The sequence below is a fragment of the Streptomyces sp. NPDC107538 genome (genome assembly GCF_055657445.1).
This window is the reverse complement of sequence record NZ_JBVKAY010000031.1, coordinates 1-25904: the sequence shown is the minus strand read 5'-3', so window position 1 is coordinate 25904 and position 25904 is coordinate 1. Positions and strand designations below refer to the sequence as shown.

Here is a 25904-nt window from a genome sequence, read left to right as displayed (position 1 = left end):
GGCACGCTGTTGAGTTCTCAAGGAACGGACGCTTCCTTTGTACTCACCCTCTCGGGCTTTCCTCCGGGCTTTTCCCTTCGGTCTTGCTGTCTTGCATTTCCGACTCTATCAGACCGTTTCCGGTTCCGATTTCCTCGGTGCTTTCCAGGTTTCCGCTTCCGCGTTTCCCTTTCCGGCGACTCCGACTTTATCAGAGGTTCTGAGTCGGAATTTCCACCCGGTCCGGACGGCTCCTGGTGCATCAGTTGCACCGGGTTCCCCCCTGGGCGGAGCCGTAAACGTACTGGAGCGGGGCGCCCCGATGCAAATCGAGGAGCCCCGCTCCGGTACGGGCACTGACGGAGGGTCAGACCTCCACCACCACAGGCAGGATCATCGGCCTGCGCCGGTAGGTGTCGGAGACCCACTTGCCGAGGGTGCGACGGATGAGCTGTTGCATCTGATGGGGCTCGACGACCCCGTCCTGCGCGGAACGCTCCAGGACCTCGGTGATCCGGGGGACGACCGCGCTGAACGCGGAGTCCTCGATACCGGAGCCGCGGGCCTGGATGTGCGGTCCCCCAGTGATCTTGCCGGTGGAGGAGTCCATGACGACGAAGACCGAGATGATGCCCTCGTCGCCCAGGATCCTCCGGTCCTTGAGGGCCGGCTCGCCGACATCGCCGACCGAGAGGCCGTCGACGTACACATAACCGGCCTGGACCTTGCCTGCGATCTTCGCCTTGCCCTCGATGAGGTCGACGACGACGCCGTCCTCGGCGATGACGATGCGGTCGTGCGGTACGCCGGTCAGGGCGCCCAGTTCGGCGTTGGCCCGCAGATGGCGCCATTCGCCGTGCACCGGCATCAGGTTCTTCGGACGGCAGATGTTGTAGAAGTACAGCAGCTCACCGGCCGAGGCGTGTCCGGAGACATGGACCTTGGCGTTGCCCTTGTGGACGACGTTGGCGCCCCAGCGGGTCAGGCCGTTGATGACGCGGTAGACCGCGTTCTCGTTGCCCGGGATCAGGGACGAGGCCAGGATCACCGTGTCGCCCTGGACGATGCGGATCTGGTGGTCCCGGTTGGCCATGCGGGACAGGGCCGCCATCGGCTCGCCCTGCGATCCCGTGCAGACCAGGACGATCTCGTGGTCCGGCAGGTCGTCGAGGGTCTTCACGTCCACGACCAGGCCCGGCGGGACCTTCAGATAGCCCAGGTCCCTGGCGATGCCCATGTTGCGGACCATCGAACGGCCGACGAAGGCGACCCGGCGGCCGTACTCGTGGGCGGCGTCGAGGATCTGCTGGATGCGGTGGATGTGGCTGGCGAAGCTGGCCACGATGATCCGCTTCCGGGCGCCCGCGAAGACCTGGCGCAGGACGTTGGAGATGTCCCGCTCGGGCGGGACGAATCCGGGGACCTCGGCGTTCGTGGAGTCGGAGAGAAGGAGATCGATGCCCTCCTCGCTCAGCCGTGCGAACGCGTGCAGATCTGTCAGACGGTTGTCCAGCGGGAGCTGGTCCATCTTGAAGTCACCCGTGTGGACCACCATGCCCGCGGGGGTGCGGATGGCCACGGCGAGGGCGTCCGGGATGGAGTGGTTGACCGCGACGAACTCGCAGTCGAAGGGGCCGATGCGCTCGCGGTTCCCCTCGGCCACCTCCAGGGTGTACGGGCGGATGCGGTGCTCCTGGAGCTTGGCCTCGATGAGGGCGAGGGTCAGCTTGGAGCCAATCAGCGGGATGTCGGGCTTCTCGCGCAGCAGATACGGGACCGCACCGATGTGGTCCTCGTGGCCGTGCGTGAGGACGATGCCCTCGATGTCGTCGAGGCGGTCCCTGACGGACGAGAAGTCCGGCAGGATCAGGTCGATTCCGGGCTGCTCCTCCTCGGGGAACAGCACCCCGCAGTCGACGATCAGCAGTCGGCCGCCGTATTCGAAGACGGTCATGTTCCGGCCGATCTCACCGAGACCGCCCAGTGGGGTGACCCGCAGGCCACGCTCCGGGAGCGGCGGCGGCGGGCCGAGTTCAGGATGCGGATGACTCAAAAGACTCTCCTCACCACGCGCGCCACGTACCTCTGTGGCACGTGGCGCGCATGACGTTCGTGCAAAAGCAGTTGTGGATGGGAACGCAGGCGCTTTCGTCCTGCCTATTCAGTTGTGAAGCCTCAGGTGTCTCAGGTGTGTCAGAGGTGTCAGGTCTGACATCAGGTTGCGCGTCGTACGAAGTCCGGTGTTAGAGCTGTACCCCGCCGGCGCCAAGATCGATCTTGAGCTGGGCCGTCTCCTCGGGGGAAAGCTCCACCATGGGGGCGCGCAGGGGTCCGGCGGGCAGTCCCTGGAGCGCGAGCGCCGCCTTGGTGGTCATCACGCCCTGGGTGCGGAACATACCCGTGAAGACCGGCAGCAGCTTCTGGTGGATCTCGGTGGCCTTCTGGACGTCACCGGAGACGTACGCCTCGACGAGGGCGCGCAGCTCGGGGGTGACGACATGGCCGACGACCGAGACGAAGCCGACCGCGCCCACGGAGAGCAGCGGCAGGTTGAGCATGTCGTCGCCGGAGTACCAGGCGAGGCCGGAGCGGGCGATGGCCCAGCTGGCGCGGCCGAGGTCGCCCTTGGCGTCCTTGTTGGCGACGATGCGCGGGTGCTCGGCGAGCCGGACGATCGTCTCGGTGTCGATCGGGACACCGCTGCGGCCCGGGATGTCGTAGAGCATGACCGGCAGGTCGGCGGCGTCGGCGATCGCCCTGAAGTGGCGGTACAGGCCCTCCTGCGGGGGCTTGTTGTAGTACGGCGTGACGACGAGGAGGCCGTGGGCGCCGACCTTCTCGGCGGCGCGGGCCAGCTCCATGCTGTGGTGGGTGTCGTTCGTGCCGACGCCCGCGATGATGTGGGCGCGGTCACCGACGGCTTCGAGGACGGCTCGTACCAGGTCCGATTTCTCCGCGTCACTGGTGGTGGGGGACTCGCCGGTGGTCCCGTTGATGACCAGGCCGTCGTTGCCTGCGTCCACCAGGTGGGTGGCGAGCCGCTGCGCGCCGTCTAGGTCGAGTGCGCCGTCCGCCGTGAAGGGCGTGACCATGGCGGTGAGGACCCGCCCGAAGGGGGTCTGCGGAGTCGAGGTCGGAGCCATGGGTAACACGCTACTCGCTGCTCAGGGCGCGGTCTGCCCTCGGGGGGCGGGAAAAGTCAGGACAAATGCGGAGCCCGGCACTGCCTGCTCGGGGGTTCAAGCAGTGCCGGGTCCGTTTGATCAGGCTAGATGAACTTCGCGAAAGGCCGCAATCCGGACACTTCGCTCGGCTGACCCGTACATCTGTGCCTGGCCGAAAGTCGGCGGTCCGCTAGGGCGCGACCCGGCCGTTGGCGTTGAACGCGGCGTGCGTGAGCGGCATGAGCCTCGCCCACTCCGTTTCCATCCGCTCGCCCACCATCTCGATCTCCCGCTGCGGGAACGACGGCACCTTGGCCAGCTCGTGCTGGGTGCGCAGACCGAGGAAGTGCATCAGCGAGCGGGCGTTGCACGTGGCGTACATCGAGGAGAAGAGACCGACCGGCAGCACCGCGCGGGCCACCTCACGGGCCACCCCGGCGGCGAGCATCTCCTGATACGCCTCGTACGCGTGCACGTACGAGTCCTCCATGACCCGCCCGACCAGCTCCTGCTGCGCCTGCGTGCCCTCCACGAAGACGTACTTGCCGGGTCGCCCCTCCTGGACGAGCTTGCGGGACTCGTCGGGGACGTAGAAGTGGGGCTGGAGCTCCCGGTACCTCCCGGACTCCTCGTTGTACGACCAGCCCACCCGGTGGCGCATGAACTCGCGGAAGACGAAGATCGGGGCGCTGATGAAGAAGGTCATCGAGTTGTGCTCGAAGGGGCTGCCGTGCCGGTCCCGCATGAGGTAGTTGATGAGGCCCTTGGAGCGCTCGGGGTCCTTCGTCAGCTCCTCCAGGGACTGTTCGCCGGCGGTGGAGACACGGGCGGCCCACAGGACGTCCGAGTCGGCCGCACTGTGCTTCACCAACTCGACGGTGACATCGCTGCGGAAGCTGGGCTTGAGATCGTCGGCGGGGGTGTCGGTCACGACTCGGAGGGTCCTTCCCATGGCTGCTCTCGGGCGGCGCCCACTCTACGGCCCGCCACCGACAAGAGGCCCGGATGGCCCGAGTTGCACCCCCTTGGGCCCCTGTCGGACCCCCGGGAGTGGTGAGGAGGGGTCCGGCTCGGTAGCCTCACCCGGCGAACCTGTGCGTGGATTGAGTGAGGATCAGCCGTGCCCCTGCCCTTCCTGACCGCCGACCGCGCCTTCGACCAGGCGGTGGACGAAGCGCTGCCCTTCGAGGACCGCGACCGCTGGCGGCGCCCCTACCGGCCCGGCCCCTGGCGGGTCGGCGCCGCCGCGCTCCTGCTGCTGCTCGCCTCGTACGTGCTGGTCGCGGCGGTCATCATCGCGGCGGCCGAGACACCTCAGGCGGGCGCGATCTGCTTCGGCGGCGCGCTGCTGGTCATCGGCTGTGCCCTGCGGCTGCTGCGGGTCGGTATCTGGGTGAGCGCGCGGGGCGTGCGCCAGGTGGGCTTCTTCCGCACACGGACGGCGAACTGGGAGCCGAGCGTCTCGGTGCGTACCGTGCAGCAGCCGGTGCGCTGGCTCGGGCTGCCGCGGACCGTGCAGGGGCAGGCGCTGCTCCTCGTCCGCAGGGACCAGGCGCAGGAGTACGTGACGCCGCTGATGACGACACACAACGCCGACTTCCTGGCCCGTACGGAGGCCTTCGACCGGGCGGCGGACACGATCGAGGCGTGGGCGGCGGAGTACCGGCGCGCGGCATAGTCGAACACCTGGGTGAGGGGCCGGTCCGTGGGTGCGGACCGGCCCCTCAGTCGTACGCGGGCCGCATGGGATCAGGCGGCGGGGGTCGGCCTGCCGTCGTGCAGGGCGATGGCGCGCTGCATCGCCTTGCGGGCCCGGGGTGTGTCGCGGGCGTCGTGGTAGGCGACGGCGAGGCGGAACCAGGTGCGCCAGTCGTCGGGGGCGTCCTCGGTCTCCTCCTTGCGCCGGGCGAAGACCTCGTCGGCCGAGTCGCGGTCGATGCGGCCGCTCGGGGTGCGCTTCAACTCGTCGACGGGGAGGCCCCCTTCGGCGTCGAGTTCGGCGGCGAGCTGGTTGGCCCTGCGGACGAACTGGGTGTTCTTCCAGAGGAACCACAGGCCGATCGCCGGCAGCACGAGCACGGCGACGCCGAAGGCGATCGTGATCGGTGTGCCGGTCTCTATGAGCAGGATCCCGCGGCTGCCGACCAGGACGAAGTAGACGACCAGGACGGCTGCCGTGACGGCGTAGGTGAGCTTGGCGCGCATGACGTCTCCCGGACCGATCAGCCCAGGTCGAGGAAGTGTTCGAGGCCGAAGGTGAGGCCCGGGGTGGTCACCACGCGGCGGGCGCCGAGCAGGATGCCCGGCATGAAGCTGCTGTGGTGGAGGGAGTCGTGGCGGATGGTGAGGGTCTCGCCCTCGCCGCCGAGCAGGACCTCCTGGTGGGCCAGCAGACCGCGCAGCCGGACGGAGTGGACGGGGACGCCGTCGACGTCCGCGCCGCGCGCGCCGTCCAGGGCCGTCTCCGTGGCGTCCGGTGCCTGGGCCGTGCCTGCCGCGCGCCGCGACTCGGCGATGAGCTGGGCCGTGCGCGTGGCGGTGCCCGAGGGGGCGTCGACCTTCTTCGGGTGGTGCAGTTCGACGACCTCCACCGACTCGAAGTAGGGGGCGGCGAGCTGCGCGAACCTCATGTTCAGGACGGCTCCGATGGAGAAGTTCGGCGCGATGAGCACGCCGGTCTCCGGGGAGCCGTCCAGCCAGCCGGTCAGCTGCGCGAGGCGTTCGTCGGTCCAGCCGGTCGTACCGACGACCGCGTGGATGCCGTGGCGGACGCAGTAGTCGAGGTTCTCCATGACCGAGGCGGGGGTGGTCAGTTCGACGGCGACCTGGGCGCCGGTCTCGGCCAGGGTCTCCAGCTTGTCGCCCCGGCTCAGGGCGGCGACCAGCTCCATGTCCTCGGCGGCCTCGACGGCCCGGACGGCCTCGGAGCCGATGCGGCCCCGGGCACCGAGGACCGCCACGCGCAGCTTGCTCATTGCTTGGTTCCTTAACTGGGGTTGTCTGGCGACGACGGGAGGTGTCAGGCGACGGCTTCGTGGAGACGGGACGCCTGTTTGTCCTTGAGCGGGCCGATCACCGACAGGGAGGGGCGCTGTCCCAGGATCTCGCGGGCCACCGCGCGGATCTCGTCCGGGGTCACCATGGCTATGCGGGTCAGCATCTCGTCGACGGACATCTGCTCGCCCCAGCACAGCTCGCTCTTGCCGATGCGGTTCATGATCGCGCCGGTGTCCTCCAGACCGAGGACCGTGGAGCCGCGGAGCTGGCCGATGGCGCGCTCGATCTCGTCGTCGGGCAGTCCGTGCTCGGCGACCTGGTCGAGTTCGTCGCGGCAGATCTTGAGCACGTCGTGCACCTGGGAGGGGCGGCAGCCGGCGTAGACGCCGAAGAGGCCGCAGTCGGCGAAGCCGGAGGTGTACGAGTACACGCTGTAGGCGAGGCCGCGCTTCTCCCTGACCTCCTGGAAGAGCCGGGAGGACATGCCGCCGCCGAGCGCGGTGTTGAGGACGCCGAGGGCCCAGCGGCGCTCGTCGGTGCGGGCGAGGCCGGGCATACCGAGGACGACGTGGGCCTGCTCGGTCTTGCGGCCGATCAGCTCGACCCGGCCGGCCGTACGCAGGGCGCGGCGGCCCTCGCGCGGGGCGATCGGGGTGGCGTCGGTGCGGGTCAGCGCGCCGGCGCTCTCGAAAGCGGCGCGGACCTGGCGTACGACCTGGTTGTGGTCGATGTTGCCGGCGCAGGCGACCACGAGGTGGGTCGGGTCGTAGTGCTTCTTGTAGAAGCGGCGGATGCGGTCGGCGCCGAGGGCGTTGACCGTGTCGACCGTGCCGAGGACCGGGCGGCCGAGGGGGGTGTCGCCGAACATGGTGTGCGCGAACAGGTCGTGCACACAGTCGCCCGGGTCGTCCTCGGTCATCGCGATCTCTTCGAGGATGGCGCCGCGTTCGACGTCGACGTCCTCCTCGCGGATGAGCGAGCCGGTGAGCATGTCACAGACCGTGTCGATCGCCAGCGGCAGGTCGGAGTCCAGCACACGCGCGTAGTAGCACGTGTACTCCTTCGCCGTGAACGCGTTCATCTCGCCGCCGACCGCGTCGATCGCGGAGGAGATGTCGAGCGCGCTGCGGCGGGCGGTGCCCTTGAAGAGCAGGTGCTCCAGGTAGTGGGTGGCGCCGTTCAGCGCGGGCGTCTCGTCGCGGGAGCCGACGTGCGCCCAGATGCCGAAGGTGGCGGAGCGCACGGACGGCAGGGTCTCGGTGACGATGCGCAGGCCGCCCGGGAGGGTGGTCTTGCGGACCGTACCGATGCCGTCTCGGCCCTTGATCAGGGTTTGGGTACGGGCGACGGCCCGCGCCTCCGTGGAGGTGCGGGCCGTCGCCTTGGAGCTACGGGACGTCACTTGTCGCCGTCGTCCTTCTTGTCCTCGGAGCCTTCTTCGCCCTCGATCACGGGGATGAGGGAGAGCTTGCCGCGGGAATCGATCTCGGCGATCTCGACCTGGACCTTGGCGCCCACGCCGACGACGTCCTCGACGTTCTCCACGCGCTTGCCGCCGGCGAGCTTGCGGATCTGCGAGATGTGCAGCAGACCGTCCTTGCCCGGGAGCAGCGACACGAACGCGCCGAAGGTGGTGGTCTTGACGACCGTACCCAGGTAGCGCTCGCCGACCTCCGGCATGGTCGGGTTGGCGATGCCGTTGATCGTGGCGCGGGCGGCCTCGGCCTGCGAGCCGACCTGGGCACCGATGTAGATGGTGCCGTCGTCCTCGATCGTGATCTCGGCGCCGGTGTCCTCCTGGATCTGGTTGATCATCTTGCCCTTGGGGCCGATGACCTCACCGATCTTGTCCACGGGGATCTTGACGGTGATGATCCGCGGGGCGTTCGGGGACATCTCGTCCGGCGTGTCGATCGCTTCCATCATCACGTCGAGGATGTGGAGGCGGGCGTCACGGGCCTGCTTGAGGGCGGCGGCCAGGACGGAGGCGGGGATGCCGTCCAGCTTGGTGTCGAGCTGGAGGGCGGTGACGAACTCCTTGGTGCCGGCGACCTTGAAGTCCATGTCGCCGAAGGCGTCCTCCGCACCGAGGATGTCGGTGAGGGCGACGTAGTGCGTCTCGCCGTTGATCTCCTGGGAGATCAGGCCCATGGCGATACCGGCGACCGGGGCCTTCAGCGGCACACCGGCGTTCAGCAGCGACATGGTGGAGGCGCAGACCGAGCCCATCGACGTCGAGCCGTTGGAGCCGAGGGCCTCGGACACCTGGCGGATCGCGTAGGGGAACTCCTCGCGCGTCGGCAGCACCGGCACGATCGCGCGCTCGGCGAGCGCGCCGTGGCCGATCTCGCGGCGCTTGGGGGAGCCGACGCGGCCGGTCTCGCCGACGGAGTACGGCGGGAAGTTGTAGTTGTGCATGTAGCGCTTGCGCGTCACCGGGGAGAGGGTGTCGAGCTGCTGCTCCATACGGAGCATGTTGAGGGTGGTGACGCCCAGGATCTGGGTCTCGCCACGCTCGAACAGCGCCGAGCCGTGCACGCGCGGGATGGCCTCGACCTCGGCGGCGAGCGTACGGATGTCCGTGACGCCGCGGCCGTCGATGCGGACCTTGTCCTTGATGACGCGCTCACGGACCAGGGACTTGGTCAGCGAGCGGTAGGCCGCGCTGATCTCCTTCTCGCGGCCCTCGAACTGCGGGAGCAGCTTCTCGGCGGCCAGACCCTTGACGCGGTCCAGCTCGGCCTCGCGCTCCTGCTTGCCCGCGATGGTGAGGGCCTGCGTCAGCTCGTCCTTGACCGCGGCGGTGAGCGCCTCCAGGACGTCGTCCTGGTAGTCGAGGAAGACCGGGAACTCGCCGGTGGGCTTGGCGGCCTTCGAGGCGAGGTCGGCCTGGGCCTTGCAGAGCACCTTGATGAAGGGCTTCGCGGCGTCCAGACCGGCGGCGACGACCTCCTCGGTCGGCGCCTCGGCGCCGCCCTGGACCAGCTGGATCGTCTTCTCGGTGGCCTCGGCCTCGACCATCATGATCGCGACGTCGCCGTCCTCCAGGACACGGCCCGCGACGACCATGTCGAAGACGGCGTCCTCCAGCTCGGTGTGCGTCGGGAACGCCACCCACTGGTTGTTGATCAGCGCGACGCGGACGCCGCCGATCGGGCCGGAGAAGGGCAGACCGGCCAGCTGGGTGGACGCGGACGCGGCGTTGATCGCGACGACGTCGTACAGGTGGTCGGGGTTGAGCGCCATGATCGTGGCGACGACCTGGATCTCGTTGCGCAGGCCCTTCTTGAAGGACGGGCGCAGCGGGCGGTCGATCAGCCGGCAGGTGAGGATAGCGTCCTCGGAGGGCCGGCCCTCACGGCGGAAGAAGCTGCCGGGGATCTTGCCGGCGGCGTACATCCGCTCCTCGACGTCCACCGTGAGGGGGAAGAAGTCGAGCTGGTCCTTGGGGTTCTTGGAGGCTGTGGTGGCCGACAGCACCATGGTGTCGTCGTCCAGGTAGGCCACGGCGGAGCCGGCGGCCTGGCGGGCCAGACGGCCCGTCTCGAAACGGATGGTGCGGGTGCCGAAGGAGCCGTTGTCGATGACGGCCTCGGCGTAGTGGGTCTCGTTCTCCACTAGCAAATTCTCCTCGTCTTCGTCCCTGGTCCCGCCCGTGTGGCAGGGGGACGGTGGCGGAGAGGCGCGCCGTCCGGTGCGGGCCGGTCTTCGATCGAAGCCCTCGGGGTTCGCAATCTCCCGGGGGCCACTACCGAGGACCGGCGGCGGCGAGGCGCGCTTCTCCTCGTTCGTTGTGCCTTCGTGGTGTGCGCGGTCGCCCGTGTCGGGGCGCCCTCACACTGTGTCGTACATATTGCGTTGTGCCACCACACTACAAAGGGGTGGTGACACTCCGCACGTTTCCGCACGTACCTACAACAAAAGGAGCGGCTCCCAGTCCCGGGAACCGCTCCCCTCACGGCGTCTTACTTGGCGCCCGCCGCACCGCGGCGGATGCCGAGGCGGTCGACCAGCGCACGGAAGCGCTGGATGTCCTTCTTGGCGAGGTACTGCAGCAGACGGCGACGCTGACCGACCAGGATCAGCAGACCACGGCGGGAGTGGTGGTCGTGCTTGTGGGTCTTGAGGTGCTCGGTCAGGTCCGAGATACGGCGGGAGAGCATCGCGACCTGCACCTCGGGGGAGCCGGTGTCGCCCTCCTTGGTACCGAACTCGCTGATGATCTGCTTCTTCGTAGCGGCGTCGAGCGACACGCGATACTCCTCATGAGTCTCGTTGATGCCATCGAGTGCCCCTGGTCTACATCTCAGGGGAGCTTGGGTGACTCGGGTGGCCGGGATCCGTCGGCGCGGTCTCCGGAGTCCGTGAAAGGAACCCGGGTGCGAACACAGACGGCCGCCACACAGGATACCAGTGCGGGAGGGCACCCCGTTCCGCCTCCCCACCGCCCGCGCCTGTGACCGGGAGGACACCCCTCGTTACGGTCGTCCTTGGGCGAACCTCTGAGCAGCGAGAACGGCAGCAAGTAGGGTGACCGCACAGTGCGTTGGCGCGGAGGAAGGATCGGAGCCGTGATGGCCGAGGCCGAGGACAAAGAACTCAAAGCACGCAAGGAGCGGGAGAAGGACGAGCTCTACGCGCTCGACATCTCGGGCGTCGAGTGGCACAGCGCACCGGGCACGGAGGAACACGAGGAGCGGGTCGAGATCGCGTACCTCCCCGAGGGCGCCGTCGCGATGCGCTCCTCCCTCGACCCCGACACCGTGCTCCGCTACACGGAGGCGGAGTGGCGGGCCTTCGTCCTGGGCGCGCGGGACGGGGAGTTCGATCTGGAGCCGGCGCCGCACAATGGGGGGCTGGACGCGTAGCCCGTGGACACGGGCGGCGGCGAACGGGCGGGGACCTGTGACCGGCTCCCTGCCCCGCCGTCTCCCTGGGCACTAGCTGGTCATGGCCCGTGCCCGTGCGTACACGTCGAAGACGGCCAGAGCCAGCGGGATCAGGGTCAGCAGGACGAAGCTCTCGGCGATCTCCAGGAAGCGTCCCCAGAACGGGGTCACCCCGCGTCGTGGGGTGATGAGACCGATCGCGGTGACCAGGACCGCTGCCGCGGCGATCGCCGCGGCGAGCCAGACACTGCGGATGTCGAGGGCGTGGGAATCGCCGAGAAGGGCGTCGCGGACATAGTCCTGTGGCGGGTTCAGCCCGAGCCCGAGGCCGAGGAAGACCAGGGCCGCGAGACCGGCGGTCAGGGCGGCGCCCACCTGCGCGGTGTAGCGGAAGAGGTGGGCGCGCATCAGCATCGCCAAACCGGTGGCCAGGGCCAGCAACTGCGCCCACATATTGCCGGAGAAGCCCAGGACGACCGAGGCGCCGACCGAGACGAGCGCGCAGCCGCCGACGAGGCCGACGAGCAGTTCGTGGCCGCGGCGGGCCTGCGCCGCGATGCGCTCGACGTCGATGGGTTCCTGCGGATCCGGTTCACCCGCCTCGTAGCTGCCCCAGGACGGATTGGGCGGTTCGAAACCGATCGGCAGCCGTGCGAAGCGCATCGACAGGCCGGGCAGGAAGGCGAGTGCGACCACGGCGAGCGGGGCGCACACCGCGGCCGTCTCGATGGGCCGCAGGCCGGTGAGGACGGCGATGAAGGTGGTGATCAGCCCGATCGCGGAGGCGAAGACGAAGGCGACGAAGGGACCGTCGCCACCGGGCGACAACAGGGTGAGCAGCACCGCGGCGAGCAGCACCGCCGTACAGGCGAGCAGAAACTGCAGGCGACCGATGCCCTGGCCCTCGGAGAGCGGCAGCAGGCCGGAACCGGCCACGGCGACGTTCGAAAAGGAGCCCAGGCCGAGGGCGATCGCGGAGCCACGGTCCCCGTACACGCGCGCACGGACGCAGGCGATGGTGAGCAGCACGAGCCCGAAGACGCCGGCGATGACGCCCTGCAGGCTGTGCATGTCGTGCCGGATCTGGGAACTCCAGGCGACGAACGCCAGCAGGGTCGGCAGGACGCCGCCCGCGATGAGCCCCGCGGCCCTGGTGAGTTCGCCGTTCCACAGGGTGCGATCGCGGGTGACGGCGGCGGCCACCGCCTCGGAGACGTCGTCGAGGACAGCCGGCGGCAGCGACTCGGCGAACGGGCGGAGGGTGAGCAGTTCGCCGTCGAGGATGCGCTGTGCCGCGAGCGACCGCGCGCCGTCGAGGACGGTGCCGTCCCGGCGTACCAGGTGGTAGCCGACGGGAGCGCCCTCGTCGGGGCTCTGCCGGGAGAGCCTCAGGGTCTCGGGGTACAGGTCGGCGACCGGTACGTCATCGGGCAGCGCCACGTCGATGCGGCTGTCGGGGGCCACGATCGTGACCCGGCAGAAGCCGAAGCCCGTCCCGGCTCCGGAACTTGCCGCGGAGCCCGCTCCAGAACCCGCTCCGGAAGGGGCTCCGTTGCCCGGTCCGCCGGTCGCGCCGACCGGCGTGGAGGCCGTCATGCTCACCTGCTGTTCCCCCTCGTCGGCGGTCGGGCGGTCCGCGCTGCCGCCACGCGACCGTCCGCCCGCAAAGATCCTGTGTAGGTTGCGCCGTGCCGCCCGCGCAGCCGGGCACGATGCCGTCACGCCCGGGGAGTACGGGGCTGCGCTTGGTTCCGAGCGTTGCGGAATGCCCGGTTTTCCCGGAACGATTCGCAACTGCTCACCTACTTCACCGGCACCCTACCGCCCGCCGCTGTCACTGGTTGTCAGTAGGATCGCCCTTCGCGATCGACGTCCGCCGGACACGGGGCGGTGGATGAAACGGCTCGGTCCGGCAAGGGAATTGGTGCTTAGTGAGCCACATCGTCGTCAAGCGTCCGCCGCGGGTGCTGCCGAAGGACGTGCCCACGGACGAGGTCGTGCTGCAGCCTCCGCCGGAGCTTCCGCGCGGACAGCAGGAAGGCGCTCTCATGCAGCTCCTGCCCATGCTCGGCATGGGCGGTTCCGTGGTGTTCTTCTTCAACCCGCAGGCCCAGCCCTTCATGAAGATCATGGGCATGGTGATGGTGGCCTCGACGATCGCCATGGGTGTCGCGATGTTGGTCCGCTACCGCCGCGGCAACCAGGGGCAACTGGCGGACATACGACGGGACTACCTGCGCTATCTGTCGCAGACCCGGCATCAGGCCCTGGACACCGCCAAGGCCCAGCGTGACGCCCAGTACTACCTGCATCCTTCGCCGGAGCAACTGTGGGCCCTCGTCGCCGAGGGCAGCCGGGTGTGGGAGCGGCGCACCGGTGACGAGGACTTCGGGCAGGTGCGCGTGGGCCTCGGCGCACAGGCCCTGGCCACTCCCCTGGTCGCGCCGCAGACCGCGCCGGTGGACGAGCTGGAACCGCTGGCCGCCGGGGCCATGCAGCGGTTCCTCGCCACCCACGGCACGCTCGACGGCCTGCCGATGGCGATCTCGCTCCGTGCCTTCTACCACGTGACGATCAGTGGCGAGCCCGGCACCGTGCGCGGCACCGCCCGCGCGGTCACCGCTTCCCTGGCCGCACTGCACTCCTCCGACGACATGGTCGTCGCGGTCGCCACCGGGCGGGAGTCGGCCCCCGAGTGGGAGTGGGCGAAGTGGCTGCCGCACACCCAGACGCGGGGCATCGCGGACGGTGCGGGCAGCATGCGCCTGATCTCGACCGATCCGCTGGAGCTGGAGGACCGGCTGGCCGACGTCCTCCAGGGCCGCCCCCGCTTCCATCCCGCCGCTCCGCCGGTACCGGAGCAGCCCCACCTGGTCGTCGTACTCGACGGTGTCTCGCTGCCGCCCACTTCCCTGCTGGCGAGCCCCGAGGGCATGCAGAGCGTGACCGTCGTCGAGGTCGTCCCCGGGGACCTCACCTTCGGGCGCGGCGACCTCTCGATCGTCGTCGACCCCAAGGAAATGCGCCTGGAATCGGCGCACGGCATGGTCTACGAGGGCACACCGGACGTCCTGTCGTACGAGGCGGCCGAAGCGCTGGCCCGCCAACTGGCACCGCTGCGCATGGCGTCGGGCGGCGACGACGGCGAACCCCTGCTGGCCAACCTGGACTTCACGGAACTGTTGAACCTGGGCGACGCCGCCTCGGTCGATCCGCGGCGCACCTGGCGCCCGCGTTCGCAGTCGGAGCGGCTGCGGGTACCGATCGGCCTCGGCGAGGACGGCCGGGCCGTGATGCTCGACCTCAAGGAGGCCGCGCAGGAGGGCATGGGCCCGCACGGCCTGTGCGTCGGAGCGACGGGCTCCGGTAAGTCGGAGCTGCTGCGCACGCTGGTCCTGGGCCTGGCCGTGACCCACTCCTCCGAGACCCTGAACTTCGTCCTGGCGGACTTCAAGGGTGGTGCGACCTTCGCCGGTATGGCGCAGATGCCGCACGTGGCGGCCGTGATCACCAACCTCGCGGACGACCTGACCCTGGTCGACCGCATGGGTGATTCGATCCGCGGTGAGCTGAACCGCCGCCAGGAGCTGCTCCGCGACGCCGGCAACTACGCCAACATCCATGACTACGAGAAGGCCCGCGCGGCCGGCGCCCCGCTGCAGCCCATTCCGTCACTCGTCCTGGTGATCGACGAGTTCAGCGAACTGCTCACCGCGAAGCCGGACTTCATCGAGATGTTCGTGCAGATCGGCCGTATCGGCCGCTCGCTGGGCGTGCATCTGCTGCTCGCCTCGCAGCGGCTGGAGGAGGGCCGCCTGCGGGGGCTGGAGACCTATCTGTCGTACCGGATCGGTCTGCGGACGTTCTCCGCCGCCGAGTCACGCGCCGCCATCGGTGTCCCTGACGCCTATGAGCTGCCCAACGTGCCCGGCTCCGGCATCCTGAAGTTCGGCACGGAGGAGATGGTGCGCTTCAAGGCCGCGTACGTCTCCGGCGCGTACCGCACGGATTCCCAGCAGGCCGCCGTGCCGGGCGGGCCGCTGCCGGTCGACCGTCGGCCCGTGCTGTTCACGGCGGCCGAAGTCCCGGTGCGGTACGTGCCGGTGCCTCAGCAGCGCCGGGAGGAGCCCGACGAGCGGCGGGACGACGCGCTGGCCGACACCGTTCTGGATGTGATCGTGCGTCGTCTGGAAGCGCAGGGGCCGGCTGCCCACCAGGTGTGGCTGCCCCCGCTGGACAGCCCGCCGTCCCTCGACTCGCTGCTGCCGGGGCTCGCTCCGGTGCCGGGCCGCGGCATGACCCAGCCCGGCTACGAGGGCGCGGGCAGGCTCGTCGTCCCGGTCGGCATCATCGACAAGCCGTACGAGCAGCGGCGCGAACCGCTGTGGACCGACTTCGGCGGCGCGGCCGGCCATATGCAGATCCTCGGTGGCCCGCAGTCGGGCAAGTCGACGCTGCTGCGCTCGATCATCGCGTCGTTCGCGCTCACCCACACGCCGCACGAAGTGCAGTTCTACGGGCTGGACTTCGGTGGTGGCGGTCTGTCGTCCGTCGCCGGGCTGCCGCATGTGGGCGGGGTGGCCTCGCGACTGGACCCCGAGAAGGTCCGGCGTACGGTGGCGGAGGTGTACGGCGTCCTGACCCGCCGTGAGGAGTACTTCCGGGCCGCGGGAATCTCGTCGATCGCCGACTTCCGTGCCCGTCGCGCCCGGGGCGACATCTCGGTCACCGACCAGCCATGGGGGGACGTCTTCCTCGCCATCGACGGCTGGGGCAACTTCCGTACGGACTACGAGGCGATGGATCCGGTGATCCACGACCTCGCGGCTCGTGGCCTCGGTTACGGCGTCCATCTGATCCTCACCGCCTCGCGCTCCATGGAGGTGCGTTCGAACCTGAAGGACCACCTGATGAACCGCCTGGAGCTACGCCTCGGCGACCCGATGGACTCCGAGTTCGACCGCAAGGTGGCGGCGAACGTCCCCACAGGTGTTCCCGGACGCGGTCAGACGCCGCAGAAGCAGCACTTCATGGCGGCGGTCCCCAGGATCGACGGCCTGTCGTCGGACACGGACCTGGCCGAGGCGACGACGGCCCTCGCGGCCGAGGTCGGCCGCCACTGGCAACAGCCCGGTGCTCCCGAAGTACGCCTGCTGCCACGGGAGTTCCCGGCCGCTTCGCTGCCCCCGGGCAACCGCTTCCCCAACCGGGGCATCGCGTTCGCCCTCGACGAGGACAACCTCGAACCGGTGTTCGTGGACTTCGACCAGGACCCCTTCTTCCTCGTCTTCGGCGAGAGCGAGTCCGGAAAGTCCAACCTGCTGAAGCTGCTCATCAAGCGCCTCACCGAACGGTACGACGGCAACACCTGCAAGCTGTTCGTGGTCGACAACCGCCGCTCGCTGCTGGGTGTCACCCCGCCCTCCCATCTGGCGGAGTACATCCCCATGTCGAACCAGATGCAGCACCACATGGACGCACTGGCCGAACTCATGCAGCGCCGCACCCCGACCGCGGACGTCACGCCGGAGCAACTGCGCGACCGCAGTTGGTGGCACGGTCCCACGGTGTTCGTGATCATCGACGACTACGACCTGGTCTCCACGTCGAGCGGCAACCCGTTGGCCGGCCTCACCGACATGCTTCCGTTCGCCCGCGACGTCGGCGTCCGCTTCATCATCGCCCGCTCCAGCGCGGGGGCGAGCCGTGCGGGCTACGAAGCGTTCACCCAGCGCATCAAGGAACTCGGCGCCCAGGGTGTGGTCCTCGCGGGCGACCCGGGCGAGGGTGATCTGCTGGGCGGGGTACGGCCGCGGCCGATGCCCGCGGGGCGGGGGGTATTCGTGTCGCGGAAGCGAGGGAAGCCGTTGGTTCAGGTGGGGTTGGTCGAGGGTGGGGATGTGTGACGGCCGACTGGGACTCACAGTCCGTTGAGGGCGCGGCACGACCGGCGTGGCACGCCCAAGGGGTGGACGCCTCCCGCGCGCGTCCACCCCGAGCTGCTCGACCTCCCGTGTCCTACTGGAGGTAACTGGCTCCCCTTTTGTCGCCCTCCATGTAGGTACCACCCGCCGTGGCCACGACGTGACCAATACCGGTGAGTGCCGTGTGGATGTCCGCGGCTTCCTTGTCCCACCTGTCCAGCTTCGCCTTGAACGTGTCCTGGGCCTCGCCCTCCCAGTACTGCACACTGTTCTCGACCAGCTTCTTCAACTCCCGCAGATCCGTTTCGAGATCCCGCGCCTCGTTGGCGATCTTGGTCGCCGTGATGTCGAGCGCGTCATAAGTGACGGAAAGCCCATCCATGTTGTTGCCGGCCATGCCTGTCTACCTCGTCTCGTTGGTGCCTGGCTGATGCGCGCCGTTGCCCGGCCTTGGTTCTGAGTTTTGCTCAACTCACATCGAGCTGAAGGGCGACACCGTGGGAGCACCGTCCTGGAGGTCAATCCTGTTGACCGCAGCGCGCACCTCGTCTTCCTTGCTGTCGATGATGTTGCGCGCGGAGGTCATCGCGTCGATGACCTCGGCAAGGATGTTGCCCATGTTCCGCAGCGACTCGTTGATCTCGAACTGCTTCTTGTCGAACGCGGCTCGGCCGATTCCGTCCCACTGTCCGGTCTCCAGGCTGTCGATGATTCCCTGAAGCCTGTGGACACGCGACCTGACGTTCTCGTATTTCTCGGACATCTGCTTCTGGAGCAGAATCACCGCATCGTTCTCGAGCTTCTGCTTCTGTGAGCCGGCCATGGTCAGCCGTCCTTCCGGTGTCTGTTTTCCGATCCAACTGTCTTGATTCGAGCCGGACAGCGCGGGACTGCCGACGGCTCGCGCCCTGCTGGGGTCAGCCGGAGCGGCGCGTCCTCATCACGGCCACGCCGACGCCCCCCATGACGACGGCCGCGGCGGCGGCGCCGAGGGTGATCCAGAGGGTGTTGCTGTCATCGGCCGACTCCGCGGACGATCCTGCCGCCGACGTGCCGACGTTGGGGGCCCTTTCGGATTCGGGGGACCCTGAGCCGGTGGACGGAGACGACGAGGCAGAGGAAGCGGAGGAGGCGGAGGAAGCGGACTTGGCCAGAAGATCTCCGCGGTTCTCCTTCGCTAGTGGATCGACGTCGGCGGCACCCGGGTCGTAGTCGGGGTCGTCGAGAACCAACCGCGGCCGCACCATTCCGTACCCGGCGTACTTGCTCGGATTGTTCTTTGCCCAGGTGCGGCCCGCCGTGTCGATCAGGGATCTGGTGACCTGATTCACCGTCCAGTCGGGATGAGCGGACCAGATCAGAGCGCCGGAGGCTGAGGCGATGGCAGCTGCGGCACTCGTGCCTTGGTCCTCATCGCAGTACGAGCGAAGGTTCTTATCACACCATCCGGGAAAACCCTGCCCTGGCGCTACGAGATCCACATAGTTACCCGACGAGGCGAACTCCGACACCGTGCCTGATTCATCCGACGCCGACACACCGATCACATACGGGTACGCGGCCGGATAACCGATCTTGCCCTTGCCACTGCCCTCGTTTCCGACGGCTGCGACCATCAGTTTGCCCTTCGAAGCGGCGTACTCGATGGCCTCCTCTTCCTTCGAACTGGGTCCCTCCGCTCCGAACGACATGCTGAGGATCTGCGCGTCGGTGTCGGCTGCAGCCCTGATCGCATCCGTGGAATCGGGTGTCCTCTCCCGTTCCTGCGCCCCACCTTGCAGGCCATCGAGTTCGATGCGATACGGCACGATCTTCGTCCCAGGCGCCAGTCCCTGAAGGCCTCCGCCTTCTCCGGTACCGGCGATCAACTCAGCCATAGTCGTTCCATGGCCCGAGAAATCGGCCGTAGCGTTGTACGCGACCGACTCGGGAACTTCGCCTGTCAGAACCTGCCCCTTCAGGGAAGGTGTGTTCGCGCTGACTCCACTGTCGATGACGGCGACCTTGATGCCCTTCCCCGTGCTGACCTTCCACATCTGTTCGGCCTGCATCGCTTCCAAATACCACTGCTTAGAGCGGGCGTCGTCTGCGGTGGCGCTGGGAGCCAGCCCCACGCTCACGGCCGCCAAGGCAGCGACGATCCCGCCCACAGCCCGCATACGTCCAGCGCAGCGTGATCTGTGGAACCTGGCCTGCCCGGTTCGTCGGCTGTTCCCTGACGTCATGGTGTTCCGTGTCCTTGCTCGCTCTGTCAGTTGACGACCGGCGGCACATCTCGCCGCAGCCTGTTGGGAAGAAGTGACTCCTCGTCATCGCTCCGATGACGAGGCGGTTCCTGGCCGTCTTCATCGTTGCTTGGGCCAGGGCCTCGCACGAGACCGGCGCCTCCGCGTGTGAGGCCGTTGTGCTCGGCTCTCGCCACCGAGTTGCGCGCGGTCGGCCTACCTGTGACGGCCTCGGAATTTCCTGAAGCATCACGAGGAGGCATCGCGCTCGAAGTCGACCTCGGCCTGGACTCGGGCACACCGAAAACCCCATGCTGCCCCGGTCGGCCAGAAACAGGACGCGGGTTGGTCACGTTGTCGCCGCCGACGACCGTCCCACGAGGTACTTTCGCTCCGCTCTTCGCTGACGCACCACCGAGGGCCGTGGGCTTTCCCCCGACAACTCCGTTGGCTCGGCCTGCTCCGGTCACGGGAGTGCTGTTCGCCCGCGGGGCCGAGGCGCCGCCTGCACGCGGCGTACCACCGGTGACCGCACGGCCCATTTGGGACGCAGGTGGCCCCGACGCCGTACCTCTGCCAGTGGGTGGTTGCCCTGTCGATGCAGGACGCCCCATCTGGTTCACGGCTCCTTGCCCCGTGGAACGACCGGGGGCCGAATGAGGCAAACCGTGTGTACCAGCCCGCCCTTGCGCCGAGGCAGGGCTGCGAAGACCGCCTGTTCCGCCCAAGTTCCGGCCCGACGTACCGTTGGAGATCGGCGTTCCCAAGCCGCCGTCGAACATGCCCGACTGGCCGCCACCTGTGACCGGAGGACCTGATGCCGGCGGTGTGTGACCGGTGCCGGGCGGGAGCGTGGACGGTGGCAACGTCCCGACGCTGTCGATGTTGGTCCTGACCACCTGCTCATCGGCATACATACGCCCGCCGGTGATGTCTTTCGTTGATCTGGGGATGTCTCCGGCGTCACGCCTCGCTGCATCCTCCGTCAGAGATACGTCATGCCCCACGACTGTTGCCGATCCGGACTCTCCAGGCGCGCCTGAAATAACTTCGCCGGGGCGGTATTCCTTCGCAGGCCGGGGGACACCCACATCAGGCATGGCCGTGAATTCGGGTGTCTTGTCCTTGGCGGGCAGGGAGGCCAGTACCTCCTCGGACACCGCGTAGTACGAGGCCAACCGATTCATCTGGTTGATCGCCTCTTGGCGATCTTCCTCCACTCGCACGGCGGCGGTGTAGGCGTCCTTGTCCGCCGTCTTCTCGACCTCGGTGAACTGCTCGGGGCGCTTACGGTTCGACTGGGCATCACGGGACGGCATGGCACCGCGCACAGACGCAAGGCCCACCGCGGCGGCGGTGATCTGATCCCCTGCCGTCCCGGCGAAGTCACTCAGGTGGTGTGTGTTCGTGACGAGTGAGCCACCCCACTTACGGAAGGCGTCACCCGATTCCCCGACCCAGTGGACGTTGTCGATGTGGCCTTCGAGCTCTTCAGCCGCCGCCTTGATAGCGTCGCGCGCATCCCACAGGGCCTTACCTGAAGACTCCAGGTCCTCCGGATCTGTCTGCTCGACGATGTCGATCATCTGATTGAGGTCGAAGTCACGCTGCTCGAAGTCCGTTCGATCAGCGATGGTGCGCCCGAGCGAGCTGTCGACGAAGGCCGAGCGCATCATGCGGTTGAAAAATCCGCTCTGCGGACGGTCCTCAAATCCTCGGACGATGTCCGTGACGCCGTTCTGGCCTTCGACGCGGTCAAGGTCCGCCTCGTGTCGTTCATCGGTCATCGTCACGTCACCACGCTGCGACCGTCACCGGTGTGTTGTGCGCCGTCCTTGCCATCCTGCAACTCCCTGATCTCGCCCTGGATGGCGTAGAACCGCTGCCGCAGTTCCTCCTCAAGGTTGTCGAAACCCCGATGCGCGCCTTGGACCGCGATGGCGGTCGCCTCGATCTGCAGATGCAGGGTCCTGGACAGGGAGGTGAGCTCGTGATGGACCCGGTTGTACTGCGTGTACAAGCCGTCAGCCTCTGGGAAAATCCCATCCACCCCCGCGCTCAGCGACGTGGACCTGATGGTCTGGGCGCCCACCTTCGTCGGATTGCCGGCCGACGTCTCAAGGTCGCGGAGAACCGCGTCCACCCGCTTCACGAACTTGTCCAAGGCCTCACCGCTGGCCTCCAGGTTCGCAGCCCTGGCCGCTGACACGCCCCCCGCCATCTCTGCCGGAAGCACGACACTCCTCCCCGTTCCCCGTTTCCCCGTACAGCCATCGGCCCCGACACCATCGGGACCTGGCCAATCACATGCCGTGCGATCGCAAAGCAAGTTGCGTCCACAGGTCGTTTGCCACTCTAGTCAACCTGCACAACTGGGCCAACAGTGATGAGCGTCAGCTCGGTTACGGGACCCACCCGCTGCCACACCTTGCCCGCACTACCCGTTCGCTGTGAACGCTGCACACGGCTGGCCGTGCACAGGGCCCGCAGGGCCCCACCCTTGATCCACCGCCACCTGGACGACGGCGCCTCACTGCTTGCAGTCTTCATCAGACTTCCACAGACGATCGATGACGTCGTCGGTGTCAACCATGCGGTCTCCTGCGAACCTTCACGGACCGACAATCCACGCACAGCGGACGTGCCTGGAATTCTTCACGGGCTGAGTTGCTAGCTGGATTGGTCTCGCACCATCAGAACGGCAGCGTCTGTCCGACGCAGTGACACGAGGGGACTGCTGGCCGAGCAAACGGGGGAAGGGTTCCGCCCATGGCATGGGAAGAGTGGGAGCAGCTCCAGGCGGAGGCGGCCGAGCGGCAGTCGACGCACATGCAGTTGAACCAAGTCGAGGGTGGTGGCGGCTCTTCGGCCCTTCCCGAGAAGTTCGGCATCCTCAAGGCCAGTCAGACCGATCTGAGCAAGATCGGCAAGAACGCACACATCTTGTACAACGATCTGTGGGACAAGGCTCGCGTCGCCGTCCCCAGTAGCGACTCAGCAGCCGGAGATCTCTCGAAGCAGGGCTTCGCCCTCGGCGCCGGTCTCCAGCACGTGTCGACGCGGTGGGAAGAACAGCTCAAATCCCTGATGGACGCCGTCGCGCACATCTCGAACCACATGCACGTGACCACAAAGCTGCACACCGGGGACGACGGTTTCATCCAGCGCCAGATGAGCAGCATCGACGCCCTGGACGCCGGCTTTGACGAACGAGTCGGGAAACCCGGTGACAAGAACCCGGCCTACTACCCGGAGGAGAGCAAGAAGAAGGAGTAGCGGCGGCTTCGGCCTCGATGGTGACGTGTCATCACCGTCCAGTCGAGTCCGGTACTGCCTGCGACACACCCGGCCCCTACTCCCCTCCCTCCCCGGCTCAAAGGACCACACCCGATGCAACTCGACACCCTCCTCCACGCCAGTTTCAAACTGCTCGATGATGCCGTCACTGACTGGTCCACCCTTGTCGACCGCCTCGAAGACCTGAAGAAGGACGCCGAGGACGGGCTGCACCAGGCCGCGAACAAGGCCAACTGGGCCGGTGTGAACGCTCAGGTGTCCAAGGAGTTCATCGGTAAGACGGCAGGGGAGTTCGCCGATGCCCACACACAGGCCAAGACCATTCACAGCATCCTTAGCGACACCCGTGGTGAGCTGAAGGGCTACCACGGGCAGTTGACGGCGGCCATCGACCGGGGCCGGAAGAAGAACCTGAAGGTCATCGGTTACGAAGGAGGATTCACCGTTACCTCGGACGTTCCTCCTGAAGGTCGAGCGAAAGCGGACTCGGACAACCAGGGGGACATCACCGCGCTTCGCGACGAGGTCCAAGGGATCCTGGACAAGGCCTCCCAGAGCGATGACTCGGCCAGCACCGTCCTGAAAGCCATTGCCGACCAGAGCAGGCTGGGTTTTTCGGACGCCAACTACTCCGACCGGGATTCCGCGGCCGCCGCCGTCCAGGCCGCCAAGGAACTTGCGAAGCTCGCGAAGAAGGACCCCGACGACCTGACGGTGAAAGACTTCGACAGGCTCAACAATGGGCTCAAGAAGTACGCCGACGACGACCTCTTCGCCGAGACGTTCGCGACGGGCCTCGGCCCGAAGAAGACTCTTGAGTTCTGGACCGGTGTCACGGACGCCAACAGAGGCAACTACGAACTCGGGCACAAGCGCCTCGACCAGTTCGACGACCTCCAGCGCAATCTGGGCCTCACGCTCGCCCATGCCTCTCAGAGTGATTCCCTCGCCATGACCGAGTGGAAGCGCCAGATGATCGACATCGGCGACAAGCCGATCTACGGCACCAGCGGCGGGCCGATGGGCTTCCAGGTCATGAGCAACCTGATGCGGACCGGCGACTACGACGACCGGTTCCTGCACGACTACGGCACCAAACTCATGGAGAAAGAGCGCCAACTCACCGGCAACGGCGAACACGGCAACGGGGCCTGGCAGCATATGGGCGGCAGTCCCTGGCTGAATCGGATCGGCGAGGACAGCGGCTCCGACCCCCTGACGGGTTATCTCAAGGGCCTGTCCAACAGCCCCGACGCAGCCACCGACTTCTTCAACCAGCAGTACGTGTCGAAGGACGATCCCGACAACCCCTTCGAACGGGACTCGGACGACGCCAACACTTATAAGGGCAAGGTGTCACTGTCCAACTTCCAGTACCTGTTCGAGGAGCGGGACTGGCCCGACGAAGCCGGCGCGAACGGCGACGATCTTCACACAGGTCAGAACAACCTTGCTCTGGCATTGGAAGCCGCAACTACGGGGCACCCTGCTGGAGAAATGCCCACGCTCGACACTCCTCCACACAATGCGGCGCAGACCCAGCTCATGGTGAGCCTCGTCGCTTCCATAAGCGATGATCCTGCTCGCCTCACGGACAACGGATACATGTCTGACAGCATCGGGCAGATCACTTCAGAATATCTTCCCGATATCAACCGTGCCATTTCAGGCGTAGAAAGGGACGACAATTCGGAAAAGTGGAGGGAAGTCGAGCACTTCTATCCGATTGTCGGCTCCGAGGCTAAGTTGGACCATATTGACGTAAGTAAGCTCCTCTTCACCGTCGGCCATAACCCCGAGGGTTACGCGGCCGTCGAGGTCGGACAGAAGGCATATATGGGCCACCTGATGGACTACCACCTGAACCCAGACCTGCCAGCCGATCAGCGCGTCTCCGACAATCATGAACTCATCATCAGGCAAATTGCCGAGAAGTCAGGCGAAGTTTCCGGGACTCTTAGAATCGGAATCCAGGATGAGATCGGGGACAGCGCGTCGGACAAGGATAAGGAGTACGAGCAGTCCGTAGCTCAGCGCAAGAACTGGATCTCCGGCGGAGTTGGCACAGCCGTCGGCGTGGGCACGTCCTTCGTGGCAACACCTTGGGTCGGGGCACTTGCAGGGGGAGCTGCTGGAACTGCGACCAGTGTCATTCTGGAGTCGGTTTTCCAGGACGCCGAAGGGAAAGCCAAGGAAAATGCAGCGAGGACCGGCGGACAGGTCTGGGACGACGGCTGGAAACAAAACACTGATATCACAGAAAATGCAGTACGAACTGCGGCGAAAGATTACCACTTGAATTCTGGAGATCTTGGAATGACGGCTCGATCAGCCGCACAACAAGGCTATGTAAATGCGCGATCTATTCTTGAGGGACAAGATCCGGGAAGCACCACGGATGGCTAATCACTCCTGGCCTCACCGAGGAATCATCATGAACCGCCAGACAACTCCATGGCCGAGTCGTGTACATATTACAGTTGCCGCCATAGTCCTCGTAACCGCTGTCTCGGGATGCAGCAACGATGGGCCGAAACGCGAATACGCGACTCCTGACACACTATGTGGAACTGCAATCGACAGTGACGATCTCACACCGTTCCTCCCGGCTGGTAGTAAAATTTCAGTCGAAGGGGACTCTCGCTCTGGGATCAGAGACTGCGAAGTAGTCGTGGATAACGCACTCATCGTGACGACCACGCAAGCCTGGCTGGAGGACGGCAGAACAACCGCATACTTCGCGTCCGGGAAAACCCTTGAAAAACTCACCCATTCTGCGGACGAAGACAGGTTCCGGTATTCGGAGAACGAGGCTTTCGGCAAGACTCGAAACTGCGTAGACGCCAAGTACGATCAGGAACTGTACACAGCAGTACAGGCATCGGGGTCTAAGCACCGCGATGCCGACGCCATGAGGCGTCTGATTGTCGCCTACACCAAGCAGGTGGAGCAGTCAGCAGAGTGCTCCACGGGTGCGCTGTAGCGAAATTATGCAGAGGATGCATCCACCGCGACCTAAGACAAGACATAAGGGCGGTCACGATCTAGAGGTCTTTAATGGCTGAGGTTACGGCGGTTGGAAGTCGAGCCCGGTCTTGGCGATGAGGCCCTCTATGAGGTGGGGTCGGTACTGCATCCGTTTGAGCCGGGTCTTCACCAGTGCGGTGAGCTGGTCGAGGCTGTGTTTGGTGAGGTTGGCCAGGGACCTCTTCAGGTGCGACCACACGCCCTCGACCGGGTTGAACTCCGGAGCGTATGGCGGCAGCTGGTAGACGGTCAGCCATGGTCGCACCGCGATCAGCCGTCGCATGGTGTGGCTGACGTGCGTGTTCAAAGTGAGGTGGGCCGCCGGCGAGGTGCCCGTGGATCGGGTCCTTTTCCGTCGGCCCCCTCCCGAACCGTGCAGGCGGCTTTGACCGCACACGGCTC

The 25904-nt window shown here is 66.9% G+C and carries 21 protein-coding genes; 6 read left to right on the top strand and 15 right to left on the bottom strand.

Going from position 1 to position 25904, the window contains the following annotated elements:
• Window positions 1-346: 346 nt before the first annotated feature.
• The 3 genes from ACZ7MG_RS43520 to thyX all read right to left on the bottom strand — a co-directional run bounded on the left by ACZ7MG_RS43520 (window position 347) and on the right by thyX (window position 4074).
• A complete protein-coding gene (locus tag ACZ7MG_RS43520) occupies window positions 347-2032 on the bottom strand; it encodes a ribonuclease J (RefSeq protein WP_471396765.1) in 1686 nt (561 codons plus the stop codon).
• Between the two features lie 190 nt (window positions 2033-2222).
• Window positions 2223-3122 (bottom strand): 4-hydroxy-tetrahydrodipicolinate synthase, encoded by a 900-nt coding sequence (dapA, locus tag ACZ7MG_RS43515; RefSeq protein WP_471396767.1) that lies wholly within the window; start codon window positions 3120-3122, stop codon window positions 2223-2225.
• Between the two features lie 211 nt (window positions 3123-3333).
• On the bottom strand, window positions 3334-4074 hold the full coding sequence (thyX, locus tag ACZ7MG_RS43510; RefSeq protein ID WP_471396770.1) for an FAD-dependent thymidylate synthase: 741 nt from the start codon (window positions 4072-4074) through the stop codon (window positions 3334-3336).
• A 189-nt stretch (window positions 4075-4263) separates the two neighbouring features.
• Here thyX and ACZ7MG_RS43505 point away from each other — a divergent pair, with 189 nt between their 5' ends.
• Window positions 4264-4821 (top strand): hypothetical protein, encoded by a 558-nt coding sequence (locus ACZ7MG_RS43505; RefSeq protein ID WP_471396773.1) that lies wholly within the window; start codon window positions 4264-4266, stop codon window positions 4819-4821.
• A 71-nt stretch (window positions 4822-4892) separates the two neighbouring features.
• Here ACZ7MG_RS43505 and ACZ7MG_RS43500 read toward each other — a convergent pair whose 3' ends face one another.
• The 5 genes from ACZ7MG_RS43500 to rpsO all read right to left on the bottom strand — a co-directional run bounded on the left by ACZ7MG_RS43500 (window position 4893) and on the right by rpsO (window position 10393).
• On the bottom strand, window positions 4893-5348 hold the full coding sequence (locus ACZ7MG_RS43500; protein WP_471396776.1) for a hypothetical protein: 456 nt from the start codon (window positions 5346-5348) through the stop codon (window positions 4893-4895).
• 17 nt (window positions 5349-5365) lie between these two features.
• Complete coding sequence (dapB, locus tag ACZ7MG_RS43495; RefSeq protein ID WP_471396779.1) at window positions 5366-6118, bottom strand: 4-hydroxy-tetrahydrodipicolinate reductase; 753 nt, start codon at window positions 6116-6118, stop codon at window positions 5366-5368.
• Between the two features lie 44 nt (window positions 6119-6162).
• The gene (locus ACZ7MG_RS43490) at window positions 6163-7542 is read right to left on the bottom strand and encodes a M16 family metallopeptidase (protein ID WP_471396782.1); all 1380 of its coding nucleotides are present in this window, start codon (window positions 7540-7542) and stop codon (window positions 6163-6165) included.
• The gene (locus tag ACZ7MG_RS43485; RefSeq protein WP_471396786.1) at window positions 7539-9758 is read right to left on the bottom strand and encodes a polyribonucleotide nucleotidyltransferase; all 2220 of its coding nucleotides are present in this window, start codon (window positions 9756-9758) and stop codon (window positions 7539-7541) included. The genes ACZ7MG_RS43490 and ACZ7MG_RS43485 overlap by 4 nt, the downstream gene beginning before the upstream one ends.
• Before the next feature lie 347 nt (window positions 9759-10105).
• Window positions 10106-10393 (bottom strand): 30S ribosomal protein S15, encoded by a 288-nt coding sequence (gene rpsO / locus ACZ7MG_RS43480; RefSeq protein ID WP_030041128.1) that lies wholly within the window; start codon window positions 10391-10393, stop codon window positions 10106-10108.
• Between the two features lie 321 nt (window positions 10394-10714).
• Between rpsO and ACZ7MG_RS43475 the strand changes: the two genes are divergently transcribed.
• Entirely contained in the window at window positions 10715-11008 is a 294-nt protein-coding gene (locus ACZ7MG_RS43475) for a DUF397 domain-containing protein (protein ID WP_086752519.1), read from the top strand.
• Window positions 11009-11080: 72 nt separating this feature from the next.
• Here the strand turns inward: ACZ7MG_RS43475 and eccD are convergent, their stop codons facing one another.
• Window positions 11081-12625 (bottom strand): type VII secretion integral membrane protein EccD, encoded by a 1545-nt coding sequence (gene eccD / locus ACZ7MG_RS43470; protein WP_471396791.1) that lies wholly within the window; start codon window positions 12623-12625, stop codon window positions 11081-11083.
• A gap of 335 nt (window positions 12626-12960) precedes the next feature.
• Here eccD and eccCa point away from each other — a divergent pair, with 335 nt between their 5' ends.
• A complete protein-coding gene (gene eccCa / locus ACZ7MG_RS43465; protein ID WP_471396793.1) occupies window positions 12961-16935 on the top strand; it encodes a type VII secretion protein EccCa in 3975 nt (1324 codons plus the stop codon).
• 112 nt (window positions 16936-17047) lie between these two features.
• On the opposite strand, the gene ACZ7MG_RS43460 is transcribed toward eccCa, so the two are convergent.
• The 5 genes from ACZ7MG_RS43460 to ACZ7MG_RS43440 form a co-directional block, all read right to left on the bottom strand.
• Window positions 17048-17350, bottom strand: coding sequence for a WXG100 family type VII secretion target (locus tag ACZ7MG_RS43460; protein ID WP_471396796.1), 303 nt, complete (start codon window positions 17348-17350; stop codon window positions 17048-17050).
• A 75-nt stretch (window positions 17351-17425) separates the two neighbouring features.
• On the bottom strand, window positions 17426-17776 hold the full coding sequence (locus ACZ7MG_RS43455) for a WXG100 family type VII secretion target (RefSeq protein ID WP_471396799.1): 351 nt from the start codon (window positions 17774-17776) through the stop codon (window positions 17426-17428).
• 94 nt (window positions 17777-17870) lie between these two features.
• Window positions 17871-19112 (bottom strand): S8 family serine peptidase, encoded by a 1242-nt coding sequence (locus tag ACZ7MG_RS43450; RefSeq protein ID WP_471396802.1) that lies wholly within the window; start codon window positions 19110-19112, stop codon window positions 17871-17873.
• A gap of 92 nt (window positions 19113-19204) precedes the next feature.
• The gene (locus ACZ7MG_RS43445; RefSeq protein ID WP_471396820.1) at window positions 19205-20965 is read right to left on the bottom strand and encodes a WXG100 family type VII secretion target; all 1761 of its coding nucleotides are present in this window, start codon (window positions 20963-20965) and stop codon (window positions 19205-19207) included.
• Window positions 20966-20967: 2 nt separating this feature from the next.
• Window positions 20968-21342 carry a hypothetical protein gene (locus ACZ7MG_RS43440; RefSeq protein ID WP_471396805.1) on the bottom strand — a complete coding sequence of 125 codons (375 nt, stop codon included), beginning with the start codon at window positions 21340-21342 and terminating at the stop codon, window positions 20968-20970.
• A 605-nt stretch (window positions 21343-21947) separates the two neighbouring features.
• On the opposite strand from ACZ7MG_RS43440, the gene ACZ7MG_RS43435 reads away from it, so the two are divergent.
• From ACZ7MG_RS43435 to ACZ7MG_RS43425, 3 genes are all read left to right on the top strand, one after another.
• The gene (locus ACZ7MG_RS43435) at window positions 21948-22454 is read left to right on the top strand and encodes a hypothetical protein (protein ID WP_471396808.1); all 507 of its coding nucleotides are present in this window, start codon (window positions 21948-21950) and stop codon (window positions 22452-22454) included.
• A 114-nt stretch (window positions 22455-22568) separates the two neighbouring features.
• Window positions 22569-24881: a hypothetical protein gene (locus ACZ7MG_RS43430; protein WP_471396811.1), complete on the top strand. Its 2313-nt coding sequence runs from the start codon at window positions 22569-22571 to the stop codon at window positions 24879-24881.
• Between the two features lie 28 nt (window positions 24882-24909).
• Window positions 24910-25458 (top strand): hypothetical protein, encoded by a 549-nt coding sequence (locus ACZ7MG_RS43425; RefSeq protein WP_471396814.1) that lies wholly within the window; start codon window positions 24910-24912, stop codon window positions 25456-25458.
• 84 nt (window positions 25459-25542) lie between these two features.
• Here the strand turns inward: ACZ7MG_RS43425 and ACZ7MG_RS43420 are convergent.
• A partial coding sequence (locus ACZ7MG_RS43420) for a transposase (protein ID WP_471396817.1) occupies window positions 25543-25904 on the bottom strand: 362 nt, incomplete at its 5' end.